Source organism: Streptomyces roseoviridis (genome assembly GCF_039535235.1).
Classification (GTDB): Bacteria; Actinomycetota; Actinomycetes; order Streptomycetales; family Streptomycetaceae; genus Streptomyces; species Streptomyces roseoviridis.
Map to the genome: position 1 here is coordinate 1983572 of NZ_BAAAWU010000001.1, position 26204 is coordinate 2009775.

Annotated in this window: 26 protein-coding genes; 14 read left to right on the top strand and 12 right to left on the bottom strand. The window is 72.6% G+C overall.

Annotated elements, in window-relative coordinates; all coding sequences use genetic code 11:
* Positions 1-17: 17 nt before the first annotated feature.
* From ABD954_RS08810 to ABD954_RS08830, 5 genes are read right to left on the bottom strand one after another with little or no spacing between them, the layout of a single operon-like run.
* Entirely contained in the window at positions 18-812 is a 795-nt protein-coding gene (locus ABD954_RS08810) for an ABC transporter permease (RefSeq protein ID WP_345485306.1), read from the bottom strand.
* A complete protein-coding gene (locus tag ABD954_RS08815) occupies positions 812-1738 on the bottom strand; it encodes an ABC transporter permease (protein ID WP_382746043.1) in 927 nt (308 codons plus the stop codon). Before ABD954_RS08815 ends, ABD954_RS08810 begins: the two co-directional genes overlap by 1 nt.
* Positions 1735-2883, bottom strand: coding sequence for an ABC transporter ATP-binding protein (locus ABD954_RS08820; protein ID WP_345485308.1), 1149 nt, complete (start codon positions 2881-2883; stop codon positions 1735-1737). Before ABD954_RS08820 ends, ABD954_RS08815 begins: the two co-directional genes overlap by 4 nt.
* Before the next feature lie 41 nt (positions 2884-2924).
* The gene (locus ABD954_RS08825; protein WP_345485310.1) at positions 2925-4172 is read right to left on the bottom strand and encodes a polyamine ABC transporter substrate-binding protein; all 1248 of its coding nucleotides are present in this window, start codon (positions 4170-4172) and stop codon (positions 2925-2927) included.
* A gap of 48 nt (positions 4173-4220) precedes the next feature.
* On the bottom strand, positions 4221-5735 hold the full coding sequence (locus ABD954_RS08830) for a gamma-aminobutyraldehyde dehydrogenase (protein ID WP_345485312.1): 1515 nt from the start codon (positions 5733-5735) through the stop codon (positions 4221-4223).
* A gap of 175 nt (positions 5736-5910) precedes the next feature.
* Here ABD954_RS08830 and ybiA point away from each other — a divergent pair, with 175 nt between their 5' ends.
* Complete coding sequence (gene ybiA, locus ABD954_RS08835; protein ID WP_345485314.1) at positions 5911-6501, top strand: riboflavin biosynthesis intermediates N-glycosidase; 591 nt, start codon at positions 5911-5913, stop codon at positions 6499-6501.
* A gap of 10 nt (positions 6502-6511) precedes the next feature.
* On the opposite strand, the gene ABD954_RS08840 is transcribed toward ybiA, so the two are convergent.
* Positions 6512-7159 (bottom strand): DUF4190 domain-containing protein, encoded by a 648-nt coding sequence (locus tag ABD954_RS08840; RefSeq protein ID WP_345485317.1) that lies wholly within the window; start codon positions 7157-7159, stop codon positions 6512-6514.
* A gap of 75 nt (positions 7160-7234) precedes the next feature.
* Here ABD954_RS08840 and ABD954_RS08845 point away from each other — a divergent pair, with 75 nt between their 5' ends.
* The 6 genes from ABD954_RS08845 (at position 7235) to ABD954_RS08870 (ending at position 12977) form a co-directional block, all read left to right on the top strand.
* Positions 7235-8260, top strand: coding sequence for an adenosine deaminase (locus tag ABD954_RS08845; RefSeq protein WP_345485319.1), 1026 nt, complete (start codon positions 7235-7237; stop codon positions 8258-8260).
* A 19-nt stretch (positions 8261-8279) separates the two neighbouring features.
* On the top strand, positions 8280-9014 hold the full coding sequence (locus ABD954_RS08850; protein ID WP_345485320.1) for a glycerophosphodiester phosphodiesterase: 735 nt from the start codon (positions 8280-8282) through the stop codon (positions 9012-9014).
* Positions 9011-9817: an SAM-dependent methyltransferase gene (locus ABD954_RS08855; protein ID WP_345485321.1), complete on the top strand. Its 807-nt coding sequence runs from the start codon at positions 9011-9013 to the stop codon at positions 9815-9817. Before ABD954_RS08850 ends, ABD954_RS08855 begins: the two co-directional genes overlap by 4 nt.
* Entirely contained in the window at positions 9817-11010 is a 1194-nt protein-coding gene (locus ABD954_RS08860; protein WP_345485322.1) for a sensor histidine kinase, read from the top strand. Before ABD954_RS08855 ends, ABD954_RS08860 begins: the two co-directional genes overlap by 1 nt.
* Entirely contained in the window at positions 11007-11711 is a 705-nt protein-coding gene (locus tag ABD954_RS08865) for a response regulator (RefSeq protein WP_345485323.1), read from the top strand. The genes ABD954_RS08860 and ABD954_RS08865 overlap by 4 nt, the downstream gene beginning before the upstream one ends.
* 96 nt (positions 11712-11807) lie before the next feature.
* Entirely contained in the window at positions 11808-12977 is a 1170-nt protein-coding gene (locus ABD954_RS08870; protein ID WP_345485325.1) for a serine hydrolase domain-containing protein, read from the top strand.
* Here ABD954_RS08870 and ABD954_RS08875 read toward each other — a convergent pair.
* Both ABD954_RS08875 and ABD954_RS08880 read right to left on the bottom strand, forming a co-directional pair.
* The gene (locus ABD954_RS08875) at positions 12884-13507 is read right to left on the bottom strand and encodes a hypothetical protein (RefSeq protein ID WP_382746041.1); all 624 of its coding nucleotides are present in this window, start codon (positions 13505-13507) and stop codon (positions 12884-12886) included. The two genes, ABD954_RS08870 and ABD954_RS08875, sit on opposite strands and share 94 nt — an antisense overlap.
* A 30-nt stretch (positions 13508-13537) precedes the next feature.
* Positions 13538-14065, bottom strand: a complete 528-nt coding sequence (locus ABD954_RS08880; protein ID WP_345485327.1) for an HXXEE domain-containing protein — start codon at positions 14063-14065, stop codon at positions 13538-13540.
* A 149-nt stretch (positions 14066-14214) separates the two neighbouring features.
* On the opposite strand from ABD954_RS08880, the gene ABD954_RS08885 reads away from it, so the two are divergent.
* Positions 14215-15126: a DUF1963 domain-containing protein gene (locus ABD954_RS08885; RefSeq protein WP_345485329.1), complete on the top strand. Its 912-nt coding sequence runs from the start codon at positions 14215-14217 to the stop codon at positions 15124-15126.
* 58 nt (positions 15127-15184) lie between these two features.
* On the opposite strand, the gene ABD954_RS08890 is transcribed toward ABD954_RS08885, so the two are convergent.
* Positions 15185-16621, bottom strand: a complete 1437-nt coding sequence (locus tag ABD954_RS08890; protein WP_345485330.1) for a gamma-aminobutyraldehyde dehydrogenase — start codon at positions 16619-16621, stop codon at positions 15185-15187.
* A 191-nt stretch (positions 16622-16812) separates the two neighbouring features.
* Here ABD954_RS08890 and ABD954_RS08895 point away from each other — a divergent pair, with 191 nt between their 5' ends.
* The 5 genes from ABD954_RS08895 (at position 16813) to ABD954_RS08915 (ending at position 21888) form a co-directional block, all read left to right on the top strand.
* Positions 16813-17319, top strand: a complete 507-nt coding sequence (locus ABD954_RS08895; protein WP_382746039.1) for an Lrp/AsnC family transcriptional regulator — start codon at positions 16813-16815, stop codon at positions 17317-17319.
* Positions 17304-18692 carry an aspartate aminotransferase family protein gene (locus tag ABD954_RS08900; RefSeq protein WP_382746037.1) on the top strand — a complete coding sequence of 463 codons (1389 nt, stop codon included), beginning with the start codon at positions 17304-17306 and terminating at the stop codon, positions 18690-18692. Before ABD954_RS08895 ends, ABD954_RS08900 begins: the two co-directional genes overlap by 16 nt.
* 214 nt (positions 18693-18906) lie before the next feature.
* On the top strand, positions 18907-19635 hold the full coding sequence (locus ABD954_RS08905) for an ABC transporter ATP-binding protein (RefSeq protein ID WP_345485333.1): 729 nt from the start codon (positions 18907-18909) through the stop codon (positions 19633-19635).
* On the top strand, positions 19617-20699 hold the full coding sequence (locus ABD954_RS08910; protein ID WP_345485334.1) for a hypothetical protein: 1083 nt from the start codon (positions 19617-19619) through the stop codon (positions 20697-20699). Before ABD954_RS08905 ends, ABD954_RS08910 begins: the two co-directional genes overlap by 19 nt.
* A gap of 91 nt (positions 20700-20790) precedes the next feature.
* Positions 20791-21888, top strand: a complete 1098-nt coding sequence (locus tag ABD954_RS08915; protein ID WP_345485336.1) for an LOG family protein — start codon at positions 20791-20793, stop codon at positions 21886-21888.
* Here the strand turns inward: ABD954_RS08915 and ABD954_RS08920 are convergent.
* Positions 21861-22250, bottom strand: coding sequence for a hypothetical protein (locus tag ABD954_RS08920; protein WP_345485337.1), 390 nt, complete (start codon positions 22248-22250; stop codon positions 21861-21863). The genes ABD954_RS08915 and ABD954_RS08920 overlap by 28 nt on opposite strands.
* Positions 22251-22408: 158 nt before the next feature.
* On the opposite strand from ABD954_RS08920, the gene ABD954_RS08925 reads away from it, so the two are divergent.
* Positions 22409-23413: a hypothetical protein gene (locus ABD954_RS08925; protein ID WP_345485339.1), complete on the top strand. Its 1005-nt coding sequence runs from the start codon at positions 22409-22411 to the stop codon at positions 23411-23413.
* Between the two features lie 93 nt (positions 23414-23506).
* On the opposite strand, the gene ABD954_RS08930 is transcribed toward ABD954_RS08925, so the two are convergent.
* Positions 23507-24547, bottom strand: coding sequence for an ABC transporter ATP-binding protein (locus ABD954_RS08930; RefSeq protein ID WP_345485341.1), 1041 nt, complete (start codon positions 24545-24547; stop codon positions 23507-23509).
* Positions 24547-26163: an ABC transporter permease gene (locus tag ABD954_RS08935; protein ID WP_345485342.1), complete on the bottom strand. Its 1617-nt coding sequence runs from the start codon at positions 26161-26163 to the stop codon at positions 24547-24549. The genes ABD954_RS08930 and ABD954_RS08935 overlap by 1 nt, the downstream gene beginning before the upstream one ends.
* Between the last annotated feature and the right edge of the window lie 41 nt (positions 26164-26204).

Consider the following 26204-nt stretch of genomic DNA (forward strand, 5'->3'; position numbering starts at 1 on the left):
GCCGGTCGGGCGCTGATTCAGGCTGTTGCTGTTTTCCTGCGCCGGTTCGAGATGATCTGACCGGCCACGACGATCACCACCGCGAGGACGAACATCGCGGTGCCGATCACGTTGATCTGCACGGGGGTTCCGCGCTGTGCCGAGCCCCAGACGAACATGGGGAAGGTCACGGTGGAGCCCGCGTTGAAGTTGGTGATGATGAAGTCGTCGAACGACAGCGCGAAGGCGAGCAGCGCGCCGGCGGCGATGCCGGGGGCGGCGATCGGCAGCGTGACCCGCAGGAAGGTCTGCACGGGACCGGCGTACAGGTCGCGTGCCGCCTCCTCCAGGCGCGGGTCCATGGACATCACGCGCGCCTTGACCGCCGTCACGACGAACGACAGGCAGAACATGATGTGGGCGATCAGGACCGTCCAGAAGCCCAGCTCGGCGCCCATGTTGAGGAACAGGGTGAGCAGCGAGGCGGCCATGACGACCTCGGGCATGGCCATCGGCAGGAAGATCAGCGAGTTGATCGCGCCGCGCGCCCGGAAGCGGTAGCGGACCAGCGCGAAGGCGATCATCGTGCCGAGGACGACCGCGCCGGCCGTGGCCCACGCGGCGAGCTGGAGCGAGAGGGTGAGCGAGGCGCACAGGTCGGCGACGCCGCAGGGGTCCTTCCAGGCGTCCAGCGAGAACTGCTGCCAGGCGTAGTTGAAGCGCCCGTTGGGCTTGTTGAAGGAGAACGCCATGACGACGACGTTCGGCAGGACCATGTACGCGAGCGTGAGCAGTCCCGCGATGGCCACCAGGTTCTTCCGAAGCCACTGCATCAGACCAGGTCCTCCGTTCCCGCGCGGCGGATGTAGACGGTGACCATGAGCAGCACGATCGCCATGAGGATGAACGACAGGGCGGCGGCCGTCGGGTAGTCGAGGACCCGCAGGAACTGCGACTGGATGACGTTGCCGACCATCTTGGTGTCCGTCGACCCGAGGAGCTCGGCGTTGACGTAGTCGCCGCTCGCCGGGATGAAGGTGAGCAGGGTGCCGGAGACGACGCCGGGCATGGACAGCGGGAAGGTCACCTTGCGGAAGGTGGTCGCCGGGGAGGCGTAGAGGTCCTTGGCGGCCTCGTGCAGCCGGCCGTCGATCCGCTCCAGGGAGGTGTAGAGCGGCAGGATCATGAACGGCAGGAAGTTGTAGGTGAGGCCGCAGACCACCGCCATGGGGGTGGCGAGGACCCGCTCGCCCTCGGTCCAGCCGAGCCAGCTGGTCACGTCGAGGACGTGCAGCGCGTTGAGGACGTCCACCACGACGCTGTCGTCGGCGAGGATCGTCTTCCACGCCAGCGTGCGGATCAGGAAGCTGGTGAAGAACGGCGCGATGACGAGGACCAGCAGCAGGTTGCGCCACCGGCCGGCCTTGAAGGCGATCAGGTACGCCAGCGGGTAGCCGAGCAGCAGGCACAGCAGCGTCGCCGTGCCCGCGTACAGCAGCGAGCGGACGAACTGCGGCCAGTACTCCGTCAGGGCGTCCCAGTAGGTCGCGAAGTGCCAGGTGACCTCGAAGCCCTGCTCCAGGGAGCCGGTCTGCACGGAGGTGGACGCCTGGTAGACCATCGGCAGCGCGAAGAAGACGAGCAGCCAGAGGATGCCGGGCAGCAGCAGCCAGTACGGGACCAGCCGCCTGCGGGTGGCGGGCTTGCGCGGCACCGGCCCGCCGGCCGGCGGCGCCTCCTTCGTCAGCGTCGCGCTCACAGCGAGTCCTCCACCGTCTCCACGCCCGCGTCGATGTCCTGGCCGGCGTCGAGGCCGAAGGTGTGGGCGGGGTTCCAGTGCAGGACGACCTCGGCGCCCGGCACCAGGCGCGTGTCGCGCTCGATGTTCTGCTCGTACACCTGGAGCTCGGCGCCGGCCGGCGAGTTCACCACGTACTGGGTGGAGACGCCGATGAACGAGGAGTCGACGATCCGTCCGGTCACCCGGTTGCGGCCCGCGCCGATCTCGCCCGCGTCGTCGGCGTGCGCCAGCGAGATCTTCTCGGGCCGTACGCCCACGAGCACCTTCTCCCCGGTCCGGACGCCCGAGGCACAGCGCTCGCCCGGTACCCGCAGCCTGCCGCCGCCGGCGGCGACGAGGACGTCGGCGCCGGTCTCGACGACCTCGGCCTCGATCAGGTTGGAGGTGCCGAGGAAGTTGGCAACGAAGGTGGTCCGCGGGTTCTCGTACAGCTCGGCGGGGGCGCCGAGCTGCTCGACCCGGCCTCCGTTCATGACCGCGACCTGGTCGGCCATGGTCATGGCCTCCTCCTGGTCGTGGGTGACGTGCACGAAGGTGATGCCGACCTCGGTCTGGATGCGCTTGAGCTCCAGCTGCATCTGGCGGCGCAGCTTGAGGTCGAGGGCGCCGAGCGGCTCGTCGAGGAGCAGCACCTGCGGGTGGTTGATGAGCGCGCGGGCGACGGCGACGCGCTGCTGCTGGCCGCCGGAGAGCTGGTGCGGCTTGTGCCGGGCCTTGTCGCCGAGCTGGACGAGCTCCAGCATCTCGTCGACCTGCTTCTTCACCGACTTGATGCCGCGCCGGCGCAGGCCGAAGGCGATGTTCTCGGAGATGTCCATGTGCGGGAAGAGCGCGTAGGACTGGAAGACGGTGTTGACGGGCCGCTTGTACGGCGGCAGGTCCGTCACGTCCCGGTCGCCGAGGAAGACGCTGCCGGTGGTGGGGTCCTCGAGGCCGGCGATCATCCGCAGGGTGGTGGTCTTGCCGCAGCCGGAGGCGCCGAGCAGGGCGAAGAAGGACCCCTGCGGGACGGTGAGGTCGAGGGGGTGCACGGCGGTGAAGGAGCCGTAGGTCTTGCTGATGCCGGTGAGACGGACGTCGCCGCCGGTGGTGGTGTCAGTCATGGAGGGATTCCCGGTGTTCGTTCAGATGGGGGACGACGGCCTCAGGCACCGATGAGCTTGGCGAACTTCTCCTCGTACGCCGTCTCCTCGGCACTGCTGAGCGAACGGAAGGCGCGCGACTTCGCGGCCATCGCCTTGTCCGGGAGGATCAGCGTGTTGTTCGCCAGCTCGGGGTCGATCTTCGCGAGTTCGTCCTTCACCCCGTCGACCGGGCAGACGTAGTTGATGTAGGCGGCCAGCTGGGCGGCGACCGGGAGCTCGTAGTAGTGGTCGATGAGCTTCTCGGCGTTGGTCTTGTGCCGGGCCTTCGCCGGGACCAGCAGGTTGTCGCTGGAGGTGATGTATCCGGCGGAGGGGATGGCGAACTTGATGTCCGGGTTGTCCGCCTGGAGCTGGATGACGTCACCGGCCCACGCGAGACAGGCCGCCAGGTCGCCCTTGTCGAGGTCGGAGGTGTAGTCGTTGCCCGTGAAGCGCCGGATCTGCTTCTTGTCGACGCCCTTCTGCAGGCGCCCGACGGCGGCGTCGAAGTCGGCGTCGGTGAAGGAACCGGGGTCCTTGCCCATGTCCAGGAGCGTCATGCCGACCGAGTCGCGCATCTCGGTGAGGAAGCCGACCCGGCCCTTGAGCGAGGGGTCGTCCAGCATCTGGGTGACGGAGTCGACCTTCTTCCCGCCGGTCGCCTTGCTGTTGTAGGCGATCACGGTCGAGATGCCGGTCCACGGGTACGAGTAGGCCCGGCCGGGGTCCCAGTCGGGGCGGCGGAACTGGGCGGACAGGTTGGCGTACGCGTTCGGGAGGTTCGCCGGGTCGAGCTTCTGCGCCCAGCCGAGCCGGATGATGCGGGCGGCCAGCCAGTCGGTGACGCAGATCAGGTCACGGCCGGTGTCCTGGCCGGCCGCGAGCTGCGGCTTGATCTTCCCGAAGAACTCGACGTTGTCGTTGATGTCCTCGGTGTACCTGACCTTGATGCCGGTCCGCCGGGTGAAGGCCTCCAGGGTCGGGCGGGACTTCTCGTCCTCGCTGACGTCCATGTACTCGGTCCAGTTGGAGAAGCTGAGGGTCTTCTCCTTGGCCGAGAAGTCGGTGGACGCGGGGCCTTCGCCCTCGCGCTTGGCGGGCGGGATGCCACAGGCGCTCAGGCCGGCGAGGCCGCCGACGGTGAGCGCGCCGACGCCTCCGGCACGCAGCATCGAACGGCGGGTGAGGGCGCCCCGGCCGCTCGTGAGACTGCGCCGCATCGCCGCCGCTTGCGCGGCGGACAGGCTGTCCGGCTGGTACTGCTCCATGCGCTGTGCCCTTTCGGGATGGGTTCGCCGCTGGTCGACGGCTGGCTGCTATCGGTCCCCGAAGATCGTGCGGTGCCAGTCCTTCGCGGCGACCGCCGTGTTGTCGTACATCACGTGCTTGACCTGCGTGTACTCCTCGAAGGAGTACGCGGACATGTCCTTTCCGAACCCGGAGGCCTTGTAGCCCCCGTGCGGCATCTCGCTGATGATCGGGATGTGGTCGTTGACCCACACACATCCCGCCTTGATCTCCCGCGTGGCCCGGTTCGCCCGGTAGACGTCCCGGCTCCAGGCGGAGGCGGCGAGTCCGTACGGGGTGTCGTTGGCGAGCCGGATGCCCTCGTCGTCGCCGTCGAAGGGCAGGGCCACCAGGACCGGTCCGAAGATCTCCGACTGCACGACCTCGCTGTCCTGCGGGGCACCGGTGATCAGGGTGGGCCGATAATATGCGCCGTCCTTGAGCGCGCCACCAGGGGCTTCGCCTCCGGTGACGACGGTCGCGTAGGCCCGCGCCCGCTCGACGAAACCGGCGACCCGGTCCCGCTGGACGTGGCTGACGAGCGGCCCGAGATCGGTCGAGGGGTCGAAGGGGTCCCCCACCCGTACGGTCTCCATGAGTTCCGCGACGCGGGCGACGAAGGCGTCGAACAGCGGGCGCTGCACATAGGCCCGGGTGGCGGCGGTGCAGTCCTGGCCGCTGTTGATCAGGGAGGCGGCGACGGCGCCGTGGGCGGCGGCCTCAAGATCGGCGTCGTCGAAGACCAGGAAGGGCGCCTTGCCGCCGAGTTCCAGGTGCAGCCGCTTGACCGTGGCGGTGGCGATCTCCGCGACCCGCTTGCCCACCCCGGTGGACCCGGTGAACGAGGTCATGGCCACGTCGGGGTGCCCGACCAGATGCTCACCGGCGACCCGCCCGGCACCGGTCACCACGTTGACGACGCCGTCCGGGATGCCGGCCTCCGTCGCCGCCCGGGCGAACATCAGGGAGGTCAGCGGCGTCAGCTCGGCCGGCTTCAGGACGACGGTGTTGCCAGCGGCGATCGCCGGGAGGATCTTCCAGGCGGCCATCTGCAGCGGATAGTTCCACGGGGCGACGGACCCCACCACGCCCACCGGCTCCCGCCGTACGTACGAGGTGTGGTCACCGCTGTACTCCCCCGCCGCCTGCCCCTGGAGGTGGCGGGCGGCGCCGGCGAAGAAGGCGGTGTTGTCGACCGTCCCCGGCACGTCGAACTCGGTCGTGAGCTTGAGGGGCTTGCCGCACTGGAGGGACTCGACCCGGGCGAAGTCCTCCGCCTGCTCGGCCAGCACCCCGGCGAGCCGGTGCATCGCGTCGGACCGCTCCCCGGGCGTGGCGCCCGCCCACCCGTCGAACGCCTCCTTGGCGGCGGCCACCGCCTCGTCCACGTCGACGGTGGAGGCGAGCTCGTACGTGTGGACGCTCTCCCCGGTCGCCGGATCGATCACGCTGTGGTGTTCTCCGGAGGTTCCGGCGCGCAGCCGCCCCCCGATGTACTGCGCGCCGTCCGCGAAGCGATCCGACACCTGGAAGCGGTTGACCATGACGCTCTCCGTTGTTCCAGCTCGAGTTGAGTGCCGATCCTGACAGAGGCCCCCACACCCAACAAGGGATTCCGTTGTTGCCTTTTGATTACGCGACGGAATCGGTCGACCATGTGTCGAGGGCGGCGGGAAATTGCCGTACGGAGTGTCCGTGGCACCTGACAAGGTGGCATGCATGAACGATCTCGACGCACTGAAACGCCAGGTCAGAACGGGAGCGAAGATCAAATGGCTGCACTTCTGGGGCCACCGGCCGCACCCTGACGGGCGGCTCTCGGCGAGCTGCCTCAGTCAGTGGTGGCCGTCACCCTTCGAGGTGGACGGCGTGCGGTACGCGACGGCCGAGCACTGGATGATGGCCGAGAAGGCGCGGCTCTTCGGGGACGCCGAGGCGGAGGCGGAGGCCCTGACGGCCGGCTCCCCCGCGCAGGCGAAGAACGCCGGAAGGCGGGTGCGCGGCTTCGACGAGGCCGTCTGGGCGGAGCACCGCTTCGGCATCGTCGTCCGGGGCAGCGTCCACAAGTTCTCGTCCGAGCCCCTGCGCGCCTTCCTCCTCGGCACCGGTGGGCGCGTCCTCGTGGAGGCCAGTCCCCTGGACCGCGTCTGGGGCATCGGTCTGGCCGCCGACGACCCGCGGGCCTTCGACCCGGGCCGGTGGCGGGGCCTCAACCTCCTCGGCTTCGCGCTGATGGAGGCGCGGGAGAGGCTGCGAGAGACGGGAGCGGGGGACGTTCCGGCTCCCGGAACGTCCCCCGTGCCGGCCTGACGGCCGCCCGTCAGCGGGTGGCGGCGGAGACGGTGAGGCTCGTCGCCCAGGGGTCCTCGGAGTCGTCGAAGGCGTCCGGGTCGTTGGCGACGGCCCAGATGATGAAGCCCAGGAAGACGGCGCTGACCAGGGTGCCGATGGCGCCGAGCACGATGCCCGCGATGGCCATGCCCCGGTTGGTGGCCTCGCCGCGGTTGGCCTTCTTCAGGCCGAGGATGCCGAAGATCAGGGCGAGGATGCCGAGGATCGCGCCGAGCCCGTAGAAGCAGAAGCCGGCCACGGCGATGATGCCGAGGACCATGGCGGCCGTGCCCATGCCGTTGGACGGGGCCTGCTGCCAGCCCTGCTGCCCGTAGCCGGTGCCGTATCCCGGGTATCCCGGGGCCGGCGGATAGCCGTAGCCCGTGCCGGCGCCCATCGTCGGCTGCGGCGCGACCGGCTGCATCGGCGTCGTCGGCTGCCCGAAGCCGCCGCCCGGCGCGGCCGGCGGAGGCGGAAGCTCGACGCCGGACGCCATGGTCGGCTGGTCGTGCACGGGCGATCCGGGCGCGCCCGGCGTACCCGGCGCCGCTCCGCCCGTCGCCCCCTTGCTCACTTCGACGCCGTCCTGGTTCGGCGGAGCCCACGGGTCCACCGGCTGGTCGCTGTTCTCAGACATGGGCCTCCCCCATCGTGGTCACGCCATGCTACGACCTCGCCCTTCCGGGGGAACGGCCCGGCCTACGATGACCTGATGACCGACCTGCATTCCTTCATCGCCGGGCTCCCGAAGGCGGAGCTGCACGTCCACCACGTGGGCTCCGCCTCGCCGCGGATCGTGGCCGAGCTGGCCGCCCGCCACCCGGACTCCAAGGTCCCGACGGACCCGGAAGCCCTGGTGGACTACTTCACGTTCACGGACTTCGCCCACTTCATCGAGGTGTACCTGTCCGTCGTGGACCTGGTGCGCACCCCGGAGGACGTGCGCCTGCTCACCTTCGAGGTGGCCCGGGACATGGCCCGGCAGAACATCCGCTACGCGGAGCTGACCATCACTCCGTACAGCTCGACCCGGCGCGGCATCGACGAGCGCGCGTTCATGGCGGCGATCGAGGACGCCCGCAAGGCCGCGGAGGCGGAGCTCGGCGTGATCCTGCGCTGGTGCTTCGACATCCCGGGTGAGGCGGGTCTGGAGGCGGCGGAGGAGACGGCACGGCTCGCGGTGGACCTGCGCCCGGAGGGCCTGGTGTCGTTCGGTCTGGGCGGCCCGGAGATCGGTGTGCCGCGTCCGCAGTTCAAGCCGTACTTCGACCGTGCCCGCGCGGCCGGTCTGCGCTCGGTGCCGCACGCCGGCGAGACGACGGGCCCGCAGACGGTGTGGGACGCCCTGCGCGAGCTGGGCGCCGAGCGGATCGGCCACGGCACGAGCTCCGTCCAGGACCCCGAGCTCCTGGCGTATCTGGCCGAGCACCGGATCGCGCTGGAGGTCTGCCCGACGTCGAACATCGCGACCCGGGCGGTGGAGCGCCTGGAGGACCACCCGATCCGGCGGATGGTGGAGGCGGGTGTGCTGGTGACGGTCAACAGCGACGACCCGCCGATGTTCGGTACGGATCTGAACAACGAGTACGCGGTGGCCGCGCGCCTGCTGGACCTGGACGAGCGGGGTCTCGCGGCGCTCGCGAAGAACGCGGTGGAGGCGTCGTTCCTGGACGACGACGGCAAGGCGCGGCTGGCCGGGGAGATCGACACGTACACGGAGCGGTGGCTGTCGGCCTAGCGGTCAGCAGAATGGGGTCATGGCCTCCCTGACGCCCGTGCCCCCCGTGACTCCGCCGTCGTCGTCCGCCTCCCCCACCGTGGTGGCCCACCGCGGCGACCCGTACCGCGTCCGCGAGAACACCGTCCCCTCGGTCCTGTCGGCGATCCGGCGGGGCGCGGACGCGGTGGAGGTGGACGTGCGGCTGACGAAGGACGGGGTGCCGGTCCTGCTCCACGACGACACCCTGAAGCGGCTGTGGGGGCATGACCGGCCGCTGGCCTCGCTGACCGTGACCGAGGTGAAGGAGCTGACGGACGGCGGGGTGCCGACGCTGCGGGAGGCGTTGACCGCGGCCGGGGAGCACCGGCTGATGCTGGACCTGCCGGGCGGGGACGAGGGGTCGGTGCGCACGGTCGTCGGCACGGTCCGCGAGTGCGGGGCGGCGGAACGGGTCCTCTACTGCGCGGGGGGCGTGGCGATGCTCCAGGTGCGGGCGGCGGATCCGGACGCGGAGATCGCGCTGACCTGGAACACGCTGGCGCCGCCGCGCCCCGTGCTGCTGGAGGCGGTGCGCCCGCGCTGGCTGAACTACCGCTTCGGCCTGGCGAGTCGGGAGCTGGTGGAGCGGGTGCACCGGGACGGTCTGCTGGTGTCCGTGTGGACGCCGGACACCCGCCGGTCGATGCGTAAGCTGATCGGCAACGGGGTCGATTCGATCACGACCAATCGGGTCGACGCCCTGGCCGCCGTCCTCCGAAAGGCCCGTCGATGACCGACCTGCCCCCTTCCGAGCACCTCCACGACCGCATCCGCACGGACATCGCGCACAACGCGCGGGTGTGGAACTACTGGCTGGGCGGCAAGGACAACTACCCGGTCGACCGGGAGGTCGGCGACCGGGTGACGGCGTTCCATCCGAGCATCGGGGCGGTGGCGCGCGCGGACCGGGCGTTCCTGGGGCGGGCGGTGACGCATCTGGCGCGCGAGGCGGGGGTGCGCCAGTTCCTGGACATCGGCACCGGGCTGCCGACGGCCGACAACACCCACGAGGTGGCGCAGCGGGTGGCGCCGGACTCCCGGATCGTCTACGTCGACAACGACCCGATCGTCCTGACGCACGCCCGCGCCCTGCTCACGGGCACGGCGGAGGGCGCCACGGAGTACGTGGACGCGGACGCGCACGCCCCGGAGCGGATCCTCGAGGCGGCGGCACGGACGCTGGACTTCTCGCGGCCGGTGGCGGTGCTGATGCTGGGCATCCTCAACTTCGTCCTGGACACCGACGAGGCCCGTTCGATCGTCCGCACCCTGATGGACGCGGTGCCGTCCGGCAGCCATCTCGTCCTCACCCACCCGACGTACGACGCGGATCTGGGCGGCGAGGCGAACGTGGCCGCGATGGAGTTCTGGAACGCCCACGCCACCCCGCCGATCACCGCCCGCAGCCGGGCCGAGTTCGCCTCCTTCCTGGACGGGCTCGACCTCCTGGACCCGGGCATCGTGTCGTGTGCGCGCTGGCGTGCGCCGGAGGCGGCCGAGGTCGCGCAGTTCGGTGCGGTGGGCCGCAAGCCGTAATGGGGGCGGGGCGGATACGGGGGGCCCGGGAGCTGTGGGCCCGGGGCACGGCCCGGGGGGCGGCCTGGGGCGCGGCCAATCCGTGGGTGGTGGACATCGGGATCGCGCTGCTGGTGCAGGCGGCGATGACGATGCCGTTCGTGGTGCCGCGGGCGCCGGACCTGCCGCCGGCGACCTGGCAGGCGTACGGGCTCACCACCCTGACCGTCGTGCCGCTGGTGTGGCGGCGCCGGGCGCCGTTGGCCGTCCTGCTGGCGATCCTGGCGACGAGCGGCCTGTACCGGCTGGCCCTGGAGGGGCCGGGGCAGCCGCTGCCGTACACGGGTCTGGTCAGCCTCTACACGATCGCGGTGCTCTCCCCGGCGCCGAAGCGGCTGGCGGCGGCGGTGCTGATCGTGCTGGCGGTGCCGGTGTCCGTGTGGCTCAACAGCCGGTCGATGCGCGAACTGACCTTCTCCCTCTTCGTGTTCGGGGCCGCGTACGTCTTCGGCCGGCTGACGGATGCCCGGCAGCGGGCCCACCGGGTCGAGGCGGAGCAGGCGGCGGCCCGTGAACGGGCCCGGATCGCGCGGGAGATGCACGACATCCTGTCGCACGCGGTGAGCCTGATGATCGTGCAGGCGGAGGCGGGCCCGGTGGCGGTGCGGGCGGCGCCGGAGCGGGCGGAGGCGGCCTTCGAGGCGATCTCGGAGACGGGCCGCGACGCGATGGTGCAGCTGCGGCGGATGCTGGGCGTGCTGCGCGAGGACGAGTCCGCGCCGCGGGCTCCCCGGGGGCCGCAGCCCGGCGTGGGCGAGCTGCCCGAGCTGGTGCGGCGGGTCCGGGCCGGCGGCCTGGACGTGCGGTGGGAGACGAGCGGCGCCGTGCGCCCGCTGCCCGCGGCGACGGGGGCGGCCGTCTTCCGGATCGCCCAGGAGGGGCTGACGAACGTGGTCAGACACGCCCGGGCGGCCTCGGCGTCCGTGCTGCTCGTCTACGGGGAGGACGAGGTGGAGGTCCGGGTGACGGACGACGGGCACGGCCCGCGGCCCGGCCGCTCCGGCGGCCACGGCCTGGTGGGGGTGCGGGAGCGGGCGGCGGCCCACGGCGGCTCCGCCTGGTCCGGTCCGGGCCCCGACGGCAGGGGCTTCGAGCTGCGCGCGGTGCTCCCGCTGACGGCTGCGCGCGCGGGACGCGAGGTGGGGACGTCATGACGATCCGCGTGGTGGTGGCGGACGACCAGGAGCTGGTGCGCAGTGGTTTCGCGCTGATCCTGGACGTCCAGGAGGACATCGAGGTGGTCGCCGAGGCGGGGGACGGAGCGGCGGCGGTCGACGCGGTGCGCCGGCACTCCCCCGATGTGGCGCTGCTCGACATCCGGATGCCGGTGATGGACGGCATCGCGGCGTGCCGGGCGATCAGCGCCGGGTCAGCGTGCCGGACGGTGATGCTGACGACCTTCGACACCGACGAGTACGTGTACGAGGCGCTGCACGCGGGCGCCAGCGGCTTCCTGCTGAAGGACGTCCGCCGGGACGATCTGGTGCACGCCGTGCGGGTGGTGGCGGCGGGCGAGGCGCTGCTCGCCCCGTCGGTGGCGCGACGGCTGGTGGAGCAGTACACGGCGGGCGGTCCGCGGCGGACCGATCCGCGCCTGGACGCGCTGACGGCACGGGAGCGGGAGACGCTGCTGCTGCTCGCCCGGGGCCTGACGAACGCGGAGATCGCGGCGGAGCTGGTGGTGAGCGACCACACCGTGAAGACGCATGTGGGCAACGTGCTGGCGAAGCTGGGTCTGCGCGACCGGATCCAGGCGGTGATCTGCGCGTACGAGACGGGTCTGGTCACGGCGGGCGCTCCCCCGGCCGGGGGAGGCCGGGCCGCGGCCGGCTCCCCCGCGTGGGCGAGGAACTGACCGGGCGGGAACCGCCGGTGCGGGCGATCCGCGGGCCGCCGCCGGTCGACAGGATGAAGCCGTCGAGAACAACGGCTCACATCACTGGAGTTGACCATGAGGAAGTCCACCCGTGCCCTGCTGGCCGCGGCCCTGGTCCTGGGTGTCGCGGGCGGCCCGGCGCTCACCCCGGCGTTCGCCGCGGGCCCGGCGGCCGTGTCGGAGGTGGGGGCCCCGGCCCCTGATCTGAGCGCGGTGATCGCGGGGCTGCCGAGCGCGGACGCGACGGCGGCGCTGGTGCGGATCGGCGGCACGGAGGGGGTGTGGCGGGGCAGTTCGGGCGTGCGGGACCTGGAGTCGATGCGCCCGGCGGATCCGGCCGCGCGTTTCCGGGTCGGTTCGGTGACGAAGGTGTTCACGGCGGCGACGGTGCTGCGGCTCGCCGCCGAGGGCCGGATCGATCTGGACCGCTCGGCCCGCTCGTACCTGCCGGAGCTGATCCCGGGCCGCTACGCGGGGGTGACGGTCCGCCAGCTCCTCGACCACACGCACGGCATCCCGTCCGCCGACTTCCCCGGCACCACGGTGGAGGAGAAGTACGCGCACCGCTTCGACGTCCACGTGCCCGAGGACGTCGTCCGCTCGGCGACGGCGAAGCCGCGCGAGTTCGAGCCGGGGACGCGGCAGCACTACGGGAACATCGGCTACACGATCGCCGGTCTGCTCGTGGAGCGGGTCACCGGTGGCCGGTTCGAGCACCAGGTGGAGCGGCGGGTCCTGCGTCCGCTCGGGCTGCGGGACACCTACTTCCCGGGGACGGACCCGCGGATCGCGGGGCCGTACAACCACGGCTATCAGACGATGCGGCTCGACGACGGGACGACCGGGCTGCGGGACGTGTCGGTGTGGGGCGTGACGGACGGCTGGGCGGCCGGGGACCTGATCTCCACGACCGCCGACCTGGAGCGGTTCACCCGGGCCCTGTTCGCGGGGGCGGTGGTGCGCGGGCCGCTCCTGGAGGAGATGTTCACGCTGCCGAAGGTGGCGGACCTCAAGAGCGGCGATCCGGCCGCGTACTCGGTGGGCCTGTCGATGAAGAGGCTGGGCGGGCGCGAGGTGTGGGGCAAGACGGGTGGCCGCTGGGGCTACAACACGGCCATCGCCTCGACCCGGCACGGCGAGCGGACCCTGGTCTACAGCGTCAACGCGACGGACGCGAAGGGCCAGGAGATGAACAGGGTGGCCCTCGGCATCATGCTGGGGACGTACGGCCTGCCGCCGGAGTGACGGGCTCGCGGGGGGGCGTCCGCCGTCGCCGCCTCCAGGCGCCTGACGAGCCGGTGGACGGCGAGCAGCGGCAGGATCCCGATGACGCCGAAGGCCATGTCGATCACGGACCACCAGAAGGGGATGCCGCGGATCGGCCCGCAGATCAGGGCGAGCGGAATGATCCCGGCGCAGGCGATCATCCCGAAGTGGATGACCCAGATGTTGCGCACGGGGTCGCGGTAGGGCCCGTAGAAGGCGACGGCGATGACGAGGTGGGCGAAGGCCAGCCAGTCCGTGCCGTACAGCAGGAAGGGGTACCGGGCGTCGGCGGCGTCGAGGCCGTCCCGCACCCGCCGGATCCACTCCAGGAGTCCGGGGAAGAGGTCGGCGAGCGGGGCGGCCCAGGACGTCAGGGCGCCCTCGACCAGGCGGAGTTCGGTCACCAGCGGGAAGGCGGTGACCCCGCTGAGCACCAGGCAGACGATGAAGACGACCAGCCAGACGCGGATGCGCTTGAGGAGGGCTCTCGGCCCGTTCGTGTCGCTCATGGGAGCAGCCTACGCCCTTCATGAACGCGTTCAAAAACGGGTCAGGGCACGGGCCGCGGCATGCGAGAGGACCGTCGCCCCGGCCGCCACCGCGAGCCCGGCGACCACGTCCCGGGCCCGGGCCGGCCGCAGCACCCCGGCCCGTCGCAGCCGGCCCCGCGCCCACAGGGTGAAGGGGACGACGACCAGGGGCGAGGTGGCCGAGCCAGGCGTCCAGCCACGGACCGCGGCCGCCTGCGCCAGGTGCACGAGCCCGTGCAGGCCGAAGCCGTTCAACGCCCCCTGGTAGAAGGCGGACCGGCCGCCGCTGCGCCGCCCGGCGACCGCGGCCGAGCCCACGATCACGGCCATCACCGCGACGGCGGCCCGGAACTCGCGGTCGTCGACGGAGCCGGCCGCCCGCCACACCGCCTCCGGCACGCCGGGGAAACGCTCCCGCAGCCGGGGCAGGTTCTCCCGCAGCCAGCGCGGCCCGAAGGCCACCTCCTCGGCGTCGTGCAGGGCCCAGGCGGCGAGGAGTCCGTAGGTGACGAGGGCATCGGGGGTGTCGTGGTCCACGCACCGGCAACTCGCGGGCCCGTCAGCGAGTTCCACCGCCCGGTGGACGAGGCACGCTCCCGGGGCGTGACGTCCGGGGCGACGGCGGACCGGGCAGCCGCCGCCGGCCCGGGCACCGTGCCGGTCAAGGAGCGCGGTACGGTGCCGGGATGGCTGACCGACCCGCGCGTACGACCCCGCCGCGGCCGCTCGACGTGGCGGCCCTGTTCCCCGAGGCGGCCTGCTACCGCCGGGAGGCGGTCCGGCTGCATCCGCGCGCCGGGCGTCCCGGGGTGCGGGAGAGCTCGATGGGCGGGCCGCTGCTGTGGCCGGCCCAGGAGCCGTGGCCGGCCTGCGCGGACGACCACCCCCGCACGGCGTTCGCCCCGCCGCGGGACGCCGCCGGCCCCCTGCCGCTCGTGCCGGTGCTCCAGCTGTTCGCCGGGGACGTCCCCGGGCTGCCCTTCCCGCCCGGCACGGACGTGCTCCAGCTGCTGTGGTGCCCCTTCGACCACGAGCCGCGCTACGCGCCGCGCCCGGAGCGGTACTGGCGTGCGGCCGCCGAGGTCACCGAGGTCCTGCCCGCCCCGCCGCGCCCCGCCGGCGCCCCGGAGGACTACGTGCCGGAGCCGTGCGTGCTGCACCCGGAGCGGGTGGCGGAGTATCCCTCGTGGGACCTGCCGGAGGAGGTGTACGAGGCGCTGGAGGAGCGTTTCGAGGAGGTCGAGGAGGAGACGGGCTGGTCGTACTGGTCGCACCTGTCGGTGGCGCCCGGCGTGAAGGCGGGCGGCTTCCCGACCTGGACGCAGGATCCGCACTGGCCGGACTGCGAGGGCTGCGGGCGGCGGATGGAGCACCTGCTGACGGTGAGCAGCCGGGAGTTCGACGGCGAGTCGTGGCGCTCGTGGGTGCCCCGCGAGGACGTGCCGCGGACCGGGACGGTGCTGGACCTCCCCCATGAGGAGCGCCGCCGGGTGCAGGGCGCGCACGGGCTGATGCTCGGCGACATGGGCGGGGTGTACGTCTTCGAGTGCCGGACCTGTCCCGGCCGGCCCTTCGCGTACCACCACGACTGTTCGTGAGAACGGCCGTGCGGGCGGGGGAAGGTCCCCCGCCCGCACGGCCGTGTGGCGCCGGTGATCAGCCCAGGGACGTCATCACGTGCTTGATGCGCGTGTAGTCCTCGAAGCCGTAGGCCGACAGGTCCTTGCCGTAGCCGGACTTCTTGTAGCCGCCGTGGGGCATCTCGGCGACCAGCGGGATGTGGGTGTTGATCCACACGCAGCCGAAGTCGAGGGACTTGGACATGCGCATCGCGCGGGCGTGGTCCTTGGTCCAGACGGAGGAGGCCAGGGCGTACTCGACGCCGTTGGCGAACTCCAGGGCCTGGGCCTCGTCGGTGAAGGACTGGACCGTGATGACGGGGCCGAAGACCTCGTTCTGGATGATCTCGTCGTCCTGCTTGAGGCCGGAGACGACGGTCGGGGCGTAGAAGTAGCCCTTGTCGCCGACCCGGTGGCCGCCGGCCTCGACCTTGGCGTGGGCCGGGAGGCGGTCGATGAAGCCCGCGACCTGCTTCAGCTGGTTGGCGTTGTTCAGCGGGCCGTAGAGCACGTCCTCGTCGTCCGGCTGACCGGTCTTGGTCCCGGCGGCGGCCTTCGCGAGGGCGGAGACGAACTCGTCGTGGATGGACTCGTGCACCAGGACGCGGGTGGCGGCGGTGCAGTCCTGGCCGGCGTTGAAGAAGCCCGCCACCGAGATGTCCTCGACGGCCTTGTCGATGTCGGTGTCCTCGAAGACGACGACCGGGGCCTTGCCGCCCAGCTCCAGGTGGACGCGCTTGACGTCCTTGGACGCCGACTCGGCGACCTGCATGCCGGCGCGGACCGAGCCGGTGATGGAGGCCATCGCCGGGGTCGGGTGCTCGACCATGGCGCGGCCGGTCTCGCGGTCGCCGCAGATGACGTTGAAGACGCCCTTGGGGACGATGGAGCCGATGATCTCGGCCATCAGGACGGTCGACGCGGGGGTCGTGTCGGAGGGCTTGAGGACGACGGTGTTGCCCGCGGCGAGCGCCGGGGCGAACTTCCACACGGCCATCATCATCGGGTAGTTCCACGGCGCGACCTGCGCGCAGACGCCCACCGGCTCGCGGCGGATGATCGAGGTCATGCCCTCCATGTACTCGCCGGCGGACTTGCCCTCGAGCATCCGGGCGGCACCCGCGAAGAAGCGGATCTGGTCCACCATCGGCGGGATCTCGTCGCTCGCGGTGAGGGCGATCGGCTTGCCGGTGTTCTCGACCTCCGCGGCGATGAGGTCGGCGGCGCGCTCCTCGAAGGCGTCCGCGATCTTCAGGAGGACCTTCTGGCGCTCCGCGGGCGTGGTGTCACGCCAGGCGGGGAAGGCGGCCGCGGCGGCCTCCATGGCGGCGTCGACGTCGGCCTGCCCGGACAGCGGGGAGGTGGCGTACACCTCACCGGTGGCCGGGTTGATCACGTCGATCGTGCGGCCGTCGGCCGCGTCCCGGAACTCCCCGTTGATGTAGTTGCGCAGCCGGCGCAGCTCGGTGGTCACTTGCCACCCCTCCTGTCACGTTCTGTCTCCGCACCTCGTCGTGCGGTGTCCCGATGGGCGAGACACCCCAGGGTAATCGGTCCACCGACGCTTTCAACAGCCCCGACCCCCCGCAACTTCGGATTCAGCATGATCGAGACCCCTGAACAACGGATTTCATCAGTCTGGGGTTGCGAGACTGACGAGGTTCGGTGCACAGTGAAGACGTGGCCAGTCAAAGCACCCACTCCAGAACCGGAACCGGTTCGTCCCCGACGATCGATGCCGTCTCCCTGGCGATCATCGAACAGCTCCAGGAGGACGGCCGCCGTCCCTACGCCGCCATCGGCAAGGCCGTCGGGCTGTCCGAGGCAGCCGTACGGCAGCGCGTCCAGAAGCTGCTCGACCAGGGCGTCATGCAGATCGTCGCCGTCACCGACCCGCTCACCGTGGGCTTCCGGCGTCAGGCGATGGTCGGCATCAACGTCGAGGGTGACCTGGATCCGGTTGCGGACGCCCTGACGGCCATGGCCGAATGCGAGTACGTGGTGATGACCGCGGGCTCCTTCGACCTGATGGTGGAGATCGTCTGCGAGGACGACGACCACCTCCTGGATGTGATCAACAAACGCATCCGCACCCTCCCCGGGGTGCGCTCCACCGAGAGCTTCGTCTACCTGAAGCTCAAGAAGCAGACCTATATGTGGGGAACCCGATAGCCGTGAGCACCTCCCGCAGCGACCTCTCCAAGTCCGCCTACGACCACCTGTGGATGCACTTCACCCGCATGTCGTCGTACGAGAACAACCCCGTGCCCACCATCGTCCGCGGTGAGGGCACCTACATCTACGACGACAAGGGCAGGAAGTACCTCGACGGCCTCGCCGGCCTGTTCGTGGTCCAGGCCGGACACGGCCGCACCGAGCTCGCCGAGACCGCCGCCCGCCAGGCCAAGGAGCTCGCCTTCTTCCCGGTGTGGTCCTACGCCCACCCCAAGGCCGTCGAGCTGGCCGAGCGCCTCGCGAACGAGGCCCCCGGCGACCTCAACAAGGTGTTCTTCACCACCGGCGGCGGCGAGGCCGTCGAGACCGCCTGGAAGCTCGCCAAGCAGTACTTCAAGCTGGTCGGCAAGCCCACCAAGTACAAGGTCATCTCGCGTGCGGTCGCCTACCACGGCACCCCGCAGGGCGCCCTGTCCATCACCGGCCTGCCCGGCCTGAAGGCCCCCTTCGAGCCGCTGGTCCCCGGCGCGCACAAGGTGCCGAACACCAACATCTACCGCGCGCCGCTCTTCGGCGACGACCCCGAGGCCTTCGGCCGCTGGGCCGCCGACCAGATCGAGCAGCAGATCCTCTTCGAGGGCCCCGACACCGTCGCCGCGGTCTTCCTGGAGCCGGTGCAGAACGCCGGTGGCTGCTTCCCGCCGCCGCCCGGGTACTTCAAGCGGGTCCGCGAGATCTGCGACCAGTACGACGTGCTGCTCGTCTCCGACGAGGTCATCTGCGCCTTCGGCCGCCTCGGCACCACCTTCGCCTGCGACAAGTTCGGCTACGTGCCGGACATGATCACCTGCGCGAAGGGCATGACCTCGGGCTACTCCCCGATCGGCGCCTGCATCATCTCCGACCGCCTGGCCGAGCCGTTCTACAAGGGTGACAACACCTTCCTGCACGGCTACACCTTCGGCGGCCACCCGGTCTCCGCGGCCGTCGGCCTCGCCAACCTCGACCTCTTCGAGAAGGAGAAGCTGAACCAGCACGTGCTCGACAACGAAGGCAACTTCCTGTCGACCCTGCAGAAGCTGCACGACCTGCCGATCGTCGGCGACGTCCGCGGCAACGGCTTCTTCTACGGCATCGAGCTCGTCAAGGACAAGGCCACCAAGGAGTCCTTCAACGACGAGGAGACCGAGCGCGTCCTGTACGGCTTCCTCTCCAAGGCGCTGTTCGACAACGGCCTGTACTGCCGTGCCGACGACCGTGGCGACCCGGTCATCCAGCTGGCTCCGCCGCTGATCTCCGACCAGTCCACCTTCGACGAGATCGAGTCGATCCTCCGCGCCACCCTCACCGAGGCGTGGACGAAGCTCTGATCCTCCCGAAGCATCACGCCGCCCTCACGGCGTGACCCCGGCCCGGGCGTGCCGCCATCCGAGTGGATGGCGGCGGCCCGGGCCGCGTGCTGTCCGTACAAACCGATGTGAATCCTTAACGTGCCGGAAAGGCCCAGTGACCGACCGGCCCGCCCTCTCGTTCCCCCATCCAGGGGAACGACAACGGACCGGCTTCCACATCGAGGTGTACGCGATGGCCCCACCGGACAACGACGTGCTCTGGGCGCGTTCCCTGCGCTGCGCCCTGGCCGGCTCCGACGTGCTGACCGGCGTCTCCGTCGGCGTGCGCGAGGGCGAGATCCTCGCCCTCGTCGGCCCGCGCGGCAGCGGCAAGACCACCCTCATGCGGTGCCTGTCCGGCCAGCTCGTCCCCGAACAGGGCGAGATCTGGTTCAACAGCACCCCCGTCCACACCATGAACCACAGCCGGCGCGAACGGCTCCGCCGCGACCGCTTCGCCTGGATCGACCCCGAGCCGGGCCTCGTCCCCGAGCTCACCGGCTGGGAGAACGCCGCCCTCCCCCTGCTGCTGCGCGGGGTGTCCCACCGGGCCGCGAGGACCGCCGCCACCGAGTGGCTCGAACGCCTCGACGTCGGCGCCGCCGCCCGCAAACGCCCCTCCACGCTCCCCCACCCGCAGCGGCAGCGGATCGCCATCGCCCGCGCGCTCGTCACCACTCCGTCCGTGCTCTTCGCCGACGAGCCGACCGCCACCCTGCACCGCGCCGACGGCGCGCAGGTCCTGCGCACCCTCGCCGCTGCGGCCCGCTCCCACGGCATCACCGTGCTGCTCGCGACGCACGACCCGGAGGTCGCCGCCGTCGCCGACCGCACGGTCGCGCTCCTCGACGGACGCCGCGTCGGCTCCGTACCACCGGCCACCGGGGCGGAGGGCGTCACGGCGTGCTCGCTCTCCGTCTAGTCCGCGGGACCCACCCCGTCGTCCAGCTCCGCCGGCTCGCCGTCGCCACGGCCGCCGCCGGGGTGGGCTTCCTGCTGCTGTGCGCCCTCGGCTACGCGGTCGGCCATCCCGGCTCCCCCACCGCGGCCCTGCGGCTGCTGTGGTGCGTGCTCCCGCTCGCCGCGACCGTGCAGTTCGCGGTCGCCGTCGCCCGCACCGACCCCAGCACCCGGCCACGGCCCGGCCTCTGTGCGATCGGCCTCGGCCCCGCCCGGCTCACCGCCGTCGCCGCGGCCTCCACGGCCGTCTCCTGCACCCTCGGCTCCGCCGTCGCCCTGCTGTTCTACCTGCATCTGCGCGGCGACCTCACCGGCCTGCCCTTCGACGGCGCGGCAGCCGGGCTGCTCGCCGCCGACCAGCCCGTCCCGCTCGCGGCGGCCCTGACCCTCCTCGCGATCGTCCCCGTCACCGCGTCGGCGGCGGCCGCCCTGGCCCTGCGCCCCCGCAGCCGGCCGGCCCCCTCCGGCACGTCACCGACCTCGGGCCTCCCCTGGGGCATCGCCCTCCTCGCGGTGGGCCTCGCCGTCGAGACGTACGCGGCCCGCGGCGACGGCGGAGGCGTCCTCACCGGCTGGATCCTCACCGCGGTCGGCCTGGCCACGATGGGCCCCGGCCTCACCTACGGCTGCGGCCGCCTGCTCCAGACGGCCCGCCCCGGCGCGGTCCGGCTGCTCGCCGGCCGGGTCCTGATGAACGACTCGCGCCGCATCGGCCGCCCGCTCGGCGTGGTCTGCGCCGTCGGCTCGGGCGCGGTCGCCGGATACGTGCTCCACGACGGCGCCGTCGACGCCCTCGCCTGGCTCGGCGTGGCCCTGGTGGTGGGCTGCACCACGGCGACCCTGCTGACCGCGGCCCTGGAGTCCCGCCAGACCCGCGCCCACACCACCGAGGCCCTCCGCCGCCTCGGCGCGCCGCCCACGGTCCTGCGCACCACGGCCCTGCTCCGCGCCGCCGTCCTCATCGCCCTGTTCACCCCGCTCACCTGGACCGTCGGCACGCTCGCCGCGGTACCCCTGCGCGGCTGAGCGGACGGCCGGACCGACACGGGACCGTGCCGGGGCCGCGCGCCGCGCCGGCCCGGTCCCGCACCCCGCGCACCGCCCCTATCGTGGCCGCATGACGCACGAGCGCGAGATCCACTCACCGGACGAGTTCGACGCGGTGCTCGCCGCGCACGGCTCCCTCACCGGCTACCGGATCCAGTCCGTCGATCTCACCGACCGGACCTTCGCCCTGCTCACCGTCCCCGCCGCCGGCGCCGTGTTCCTGGGCTGCGCGCTGCAGCCGGAGGCCGCGGCGAAGGTGCGGGCGGACGGGGCGCTGGTGTTCCCGCCGGTGCCGGACCTTCCGTTCGCCCCGTACCGGGCCCGGCTCTACTCCCCCGAAGAGCTGTACGAGGGCATCGCCGACCGTCCGTACGAGGACACGCCGGACGCCCTCGCGTACGGCTGGTTCCAGCGGACGAAGGCGGACGGCGACGTCTTCGCGTCGATGCTCCGGGCGATCCACGACGACGCCGTCTCGGACGCCCTGGACGAGCACCTGGCGGGGGCGCGGGTGGTGGGGGTGATGGGCGGGCACCGGATGGGCCGGGGCACGGACGCGTACGCGGGGGCCGCCAGGCTCGGCCGCTCGCTGACCCGGGCGGGCCTGACGGTGGCGACGGGCGGCGGGCCGGGCGCGATGGAGGCGGCGAACCTGGGCGCGTACACGGCACCGTTCGACGACGGGGTCCTCGACGAGGCCCTGGAGCTGCTCGCGAAGGCGCCGTCCTTCCGGCCCTCGGTGACGGACTGGGCGCGCGCCGCGTTCGGGGTGCGGGCGCGGTGGCCGCGCGGCGGCGACTCGGTCGGCATCCCGACCTGGTTCTACGGCCACGAGCCGCCCAACGCGTTCGCGGGGCACATCGCGAAGTACTTCGCCAACGCGACCCGCGAGGACGGTCTGCTGGCGCGGTCGACGGCCGGTGTGGTGTTCCTGCCGGGCGCCGCGGGCACGGTGCAGGAGGTCTTCGACAACGCGACGCCGAACTACTACGGGTCGCGGGGCGCCCCGACCCCGATGGTGCTGGTGGACCGGGTCCACTGGACCGAGCGGCTGCCGGTGTGGCCGCTGCTGTCCGCGCTGGCGGCCGAGCGTCCGATGGCGGCGCGGATCGCGCTGGTGGACTCGGTCGACGAGGCCCCTCAGGCGCTGGCGCGGCTCGCGCCGTAGTCGGTGGCGTCCATCAGGGCCTCGGCGTACGGCCATCCGTCGACGCGGGCGCCGCGCGCGCCGGGGCGCACGGCGGCTTCGAGGAGCCGCCGTGCGGTCCCCGGCTCGTACAGGTTCAGCCACTCCTGCCCGGGCAGGCGGATCACGGTGCCCGACTCGAAGGAGCAGTTCGAGACGACGCGGTTCCCGGCCGGTGCGAACACCAGCGCGAACCGCTGCCGGTCGGCTCCCGCCCCGCCGCCCCGGAAGAACGTCAGGGTCAGCCGGCAGTCCTCGTAGCGGGGCCGGATCCGCTGCCGCACGGTCCAGTGCCAGGTGGTCCCGCCGACCACGAGCCGGCGGAGCCGGCGGTCCTTCCTCACCGGCCCACCGTAGGCCCGGCCCCGCCAGGGGCACAGCCCTTTTCCGCGAGGGCCCGGCGGGGCCGGCCGCCCCGGTCCGTCGCCGGCGGGCGGGTCCAAGGCGGGCCCACGGAAAACCGCGCGCGCCACTGGGACCGGCCGGGGGAGAATCCCGGGCGATGGACGTCTTCGTGTGCGCGCGCTGCGACGCGGTGCTGACGGTGCCCCTGGCACGGGTGCCGCTCCCTCCGGAGGCACACCTCTCGTACGGGCACGAGCCGTACCCCGCCCTGATGGAACCGGGGACGTACGCGGTCGACCCGGCTCCGTCGGGCCCGCCGTTCCGGGACGGGCAGGACATCGGGGAGGCGGCGGCCGCCGCGCAGGGGGTGTTCGCACCGTGGCCGGTGTCCTTCGGGGCCCGGGGCCGGATCGTGACCGCTCCGGGTGACGTGCGCGGCACGGTCCTCGTGCCCGAGAAGTGCGTCAACCACTGTCTGGGGATCGCCGCGGGGGCCGAGCCGAACCTGGAGTGCGAGTGCTGCGGGCTGCCGGTGGCGTCCCGGGTGGACGACTGCGGACTCTGGCAGACGGTGTGGCTCGAACCGGGCGCCGTGCGCCGGGTGCCCACCGGTGCCCCGGCTCCGCCCCGTACGTTCACGGCCGTCCCGCCCGTCGACCCTCCGGGCTCCTGGAGCCCCCGCTGGGAGGCGGCCATGGGGGCGGCGCTCGCCGGTCTGGTGGTCGCCTCCGGCGGGGCACGCGTCCGGCTGCCCGCCGGGCTCCTCACCGACGTGCTCGGACGTGCGCTGGACGCGCTGCTCCCGCCCGGCCCGGTCGTGCGGACGGCGGGTCCGGCCGGTCCGGGGCTGCCCGGCGACGGCCTCGACATCGCGCTCGTACCGCACGACCCGGGGACGGGCGGTCCCTGGCGCCCCGAGGGCGGCGCGGTTCCCGTACCGCTGCCGGACGGTGTGTGGGCCTGGCTGGCGCTGCCCCCGGAGACCTCGCCCCTCCCGGCGTCGGGCACCCTGCCGGAAGGAGTGCTGCGCGACGACTACCCGCTCCCGGACCACCCCTGGAGGACGCTGCAGCCGGACCTCCGGGCCTTCCGCGGCACACTGGCCCGGATGCCGGAGGTCCGCGAACCCTGGCTGCGCGCGCTCTACGACCGCCACCTCTGACGGCGTGAGCGGATCGGGCGGCCAGGAGGTGCGGGCCCGGGCGGACCCCGCGCACCGGACGCCGCCGAGGCCCTGCCCTTCGGGCGGACGGCGCTACGTTCCGGACGCGATCGAGGGGGCGCCCAGCACCACCACGTCGTCCGCCCGGAAGTCCACGTCCACCTCGGCGCCCTCGTCCGGGGTGTCCCGCAGCGCGAACTCGGCCTCCAGCAGCGGGCCTTCGCTGGGGCGGAGGGTGACGGCGACGTGGCTGCCGCGGAAGGTGCGGGTCTCGACGCGGCAGGGCAGGCCGTCGCCGGTCGCGGCGAGGTGGACGCCGGCGGGACGGACGAGGAGGCGGCGCTCGCCCTGGGGGGAGCCGTCGGGGACGGGGATCCTGCCCCAGGGGGTGTCGGCGGTGGTGCCGGTGACGGTGGCCGGGACCACGTTGCCGAAGCCGAGGAAGCGGGCGACGAACTCGGAGGCGGGCCGCCGCCACACGTCGAGGGGCGTGCCGGACTGGGCGATCCGCCCGTCGTCCATCACGACGACCCGGTCGGCGAGGGCGAAGGCCTCGCCCTGGTCGTGGGTGACGGCGAGCACCGTCGTGCCCAGCCGCCCGAACAGCTCCCGCAGTTCCAGCACGAGCCGTTCCCGCAGGCCCCGGTCGAGCTGGCCGAGCGGCTCGTCGAGCATGAGGAGCCGGGGCCGGGGGGCGAGCGCCCGCGCGAGCGCGACACGCTGCTGTTCGCCCCCGGACAGCGCGGCGACCGCCCGCCGCCCGGCGCCGGGCAGCCCGACGAGGTCGAGGAGTTCCTCGACCCGCGCGTCCCGCTCGGCCCGGGCGACGCGCCGCATCCGCAGCCCGAAGGCGACGTTCCCGGCGACGTCCCGCTGCGGGAACAGCTGGTGGTCCTGGAACATGAGGCCGACGCCGCGCCGGTGCACGGGCACGCCGCTCTGGTCGGCGCCGTCGAGGAACACCCGCCCGTCGTCCAGCGGCTGGAGTCCGGCGACGGCCCGCAGCAACGTGGACTTGCCGCTGCCGCTGGGCCCCAGCACGCACACGATCTCGTGGTCGGCGACCTCCAGGTCCACCGCGTCGAGCACGGTGCGGTCCCCGAACCGTACGGTCGCCCGGCGAAGCGTCAGCATCAGAACTCCCCCGAGGTCCGGTCGGTACGGAGCCGTTCGAGCAGCAGCAGGGACACCGCGCACACCACCATGAGGATCGTCGAGAGGGCCATGGCCTGGCCGTAGTTGAGCTCGCCGGGCCGGTTCAGGAGCCGGGCCACGGCCACCGGGAGGGTCGGGTTGTCGGGGCGGGCGACGAACACGGTCGCCCCGAACTCGCCGAGGGACACGGCGAACGCGAAACCGGCGGCGATGAGCAGCGCCCGCCGCACCAGCGGCAGGTCGACCTCGCGCCAGGCCCGCCAGGGCGAGGCGCCCAGGACGGCAGCGGCCTCCCGCAGCCGTTCGTCGACGGCCCGCAGCACGGGCAGCATGGTCCGTACGACGAAGGGGACGCCGACCAGGGCCTGCGCGAGGGGGACGAGGATCCAGCTGGCCCGCAGGTCGAGCGGCGGCTCGTCGAGGGTGATGAGGAAGCCGAAGCCGACGGTGACGGCGGAGACGCCGAGCGGCAGCATCAGCAGGGCGTCGAAGCCGCGCACGAGCCGCCCGGCACGCCGGGTGAGGGCCGCCGCAGCGAGCCCGCCGACGAGGACGGCGATGCCGGTCGCGGCGAGCGCGTACTGCAGCGAGTTGACGACGGTGTCGGTCAGCGGCACGAGGAAGGTGCCGGTGCCGTCGACGTGCCCCAGCGCCCGGAAGTAGTCGAGTCCGTAACCGGACGGTGTGGCCAGGGACCGTTCCACGAGCACGCCGAGCGGGGCGACGATCAGCAGCGCGATGGACAGCAGCACGGCGCCGAGCAGCGCCCACTGTCCCGCGCCGCACGGACGGCGCGCGGTCCGCTCCGGCGGGACGAGCCGCAGCGCCGTCTCCCGCCGCCGGACGGTCCGCGCGTGCACGGCGAGGATCGTGCCGACGGCGGCGAACTGCACCATGGTGAGGACGGCGGCCGTGGACAGCTGGAGCCGGTCGGCGGTCTGCCGGTAGATCTCCGTCTCCAGGGTGGAGTACGCGGGGCCGCCGAGGATCTGCACGATGCCGAAGGAGCTCGCGGTGAACAGGAACACCATGAGCGCGGCGGCGGCGACGGCCGGCCCGAGCGCGGGCAGCGTCACGGTCCGCCAGGCCCGCCAGCGGGAGGCGCCGAGCACCCGCGCGGCCTCCTCCTGGCGCGGGTCGAGCTGCGACCACAGGCCGCCGACGGTGCGGACGACGACGGCGTAGTTGAAGAAGACGTGGGCGAGGAGGATGGCCCACACGCCGGTGTCGAGCCGGACGCCCCACAGCTCGTCGAGGAGTCCGCGCCGGCCGACGAGCGCGAGGAACGCGGTGCCGACCATGACGGTCGGCAGCACGAACGGCACGGTGACCACGGCCCGCAGGATCCGCTTGCCGGGGAAGTCGAACCGGGCCAGGACGTAGGCGCCGGGGAGCGCGACGAGCAGGGTGAGCGCCGTGGAGGCCAGGGCCTGCCACAGCGTGAACCACAGGACGTCGAGGATGTCCGGCCGGGTCAGCGTCTCACCGAACCGGCCGAGCTCCCAGTGCCGCCCGTCCGGCCTGAGCCCGCGCCCGACGATCGAGACGACGGGCCAGGCGAAGAAGACCGCGAAGAAGGCGACGGGCAGCAGCATCAGCCCCAGCCGCGCCGCGCTTCCCCGACGGCGGCCGGAAG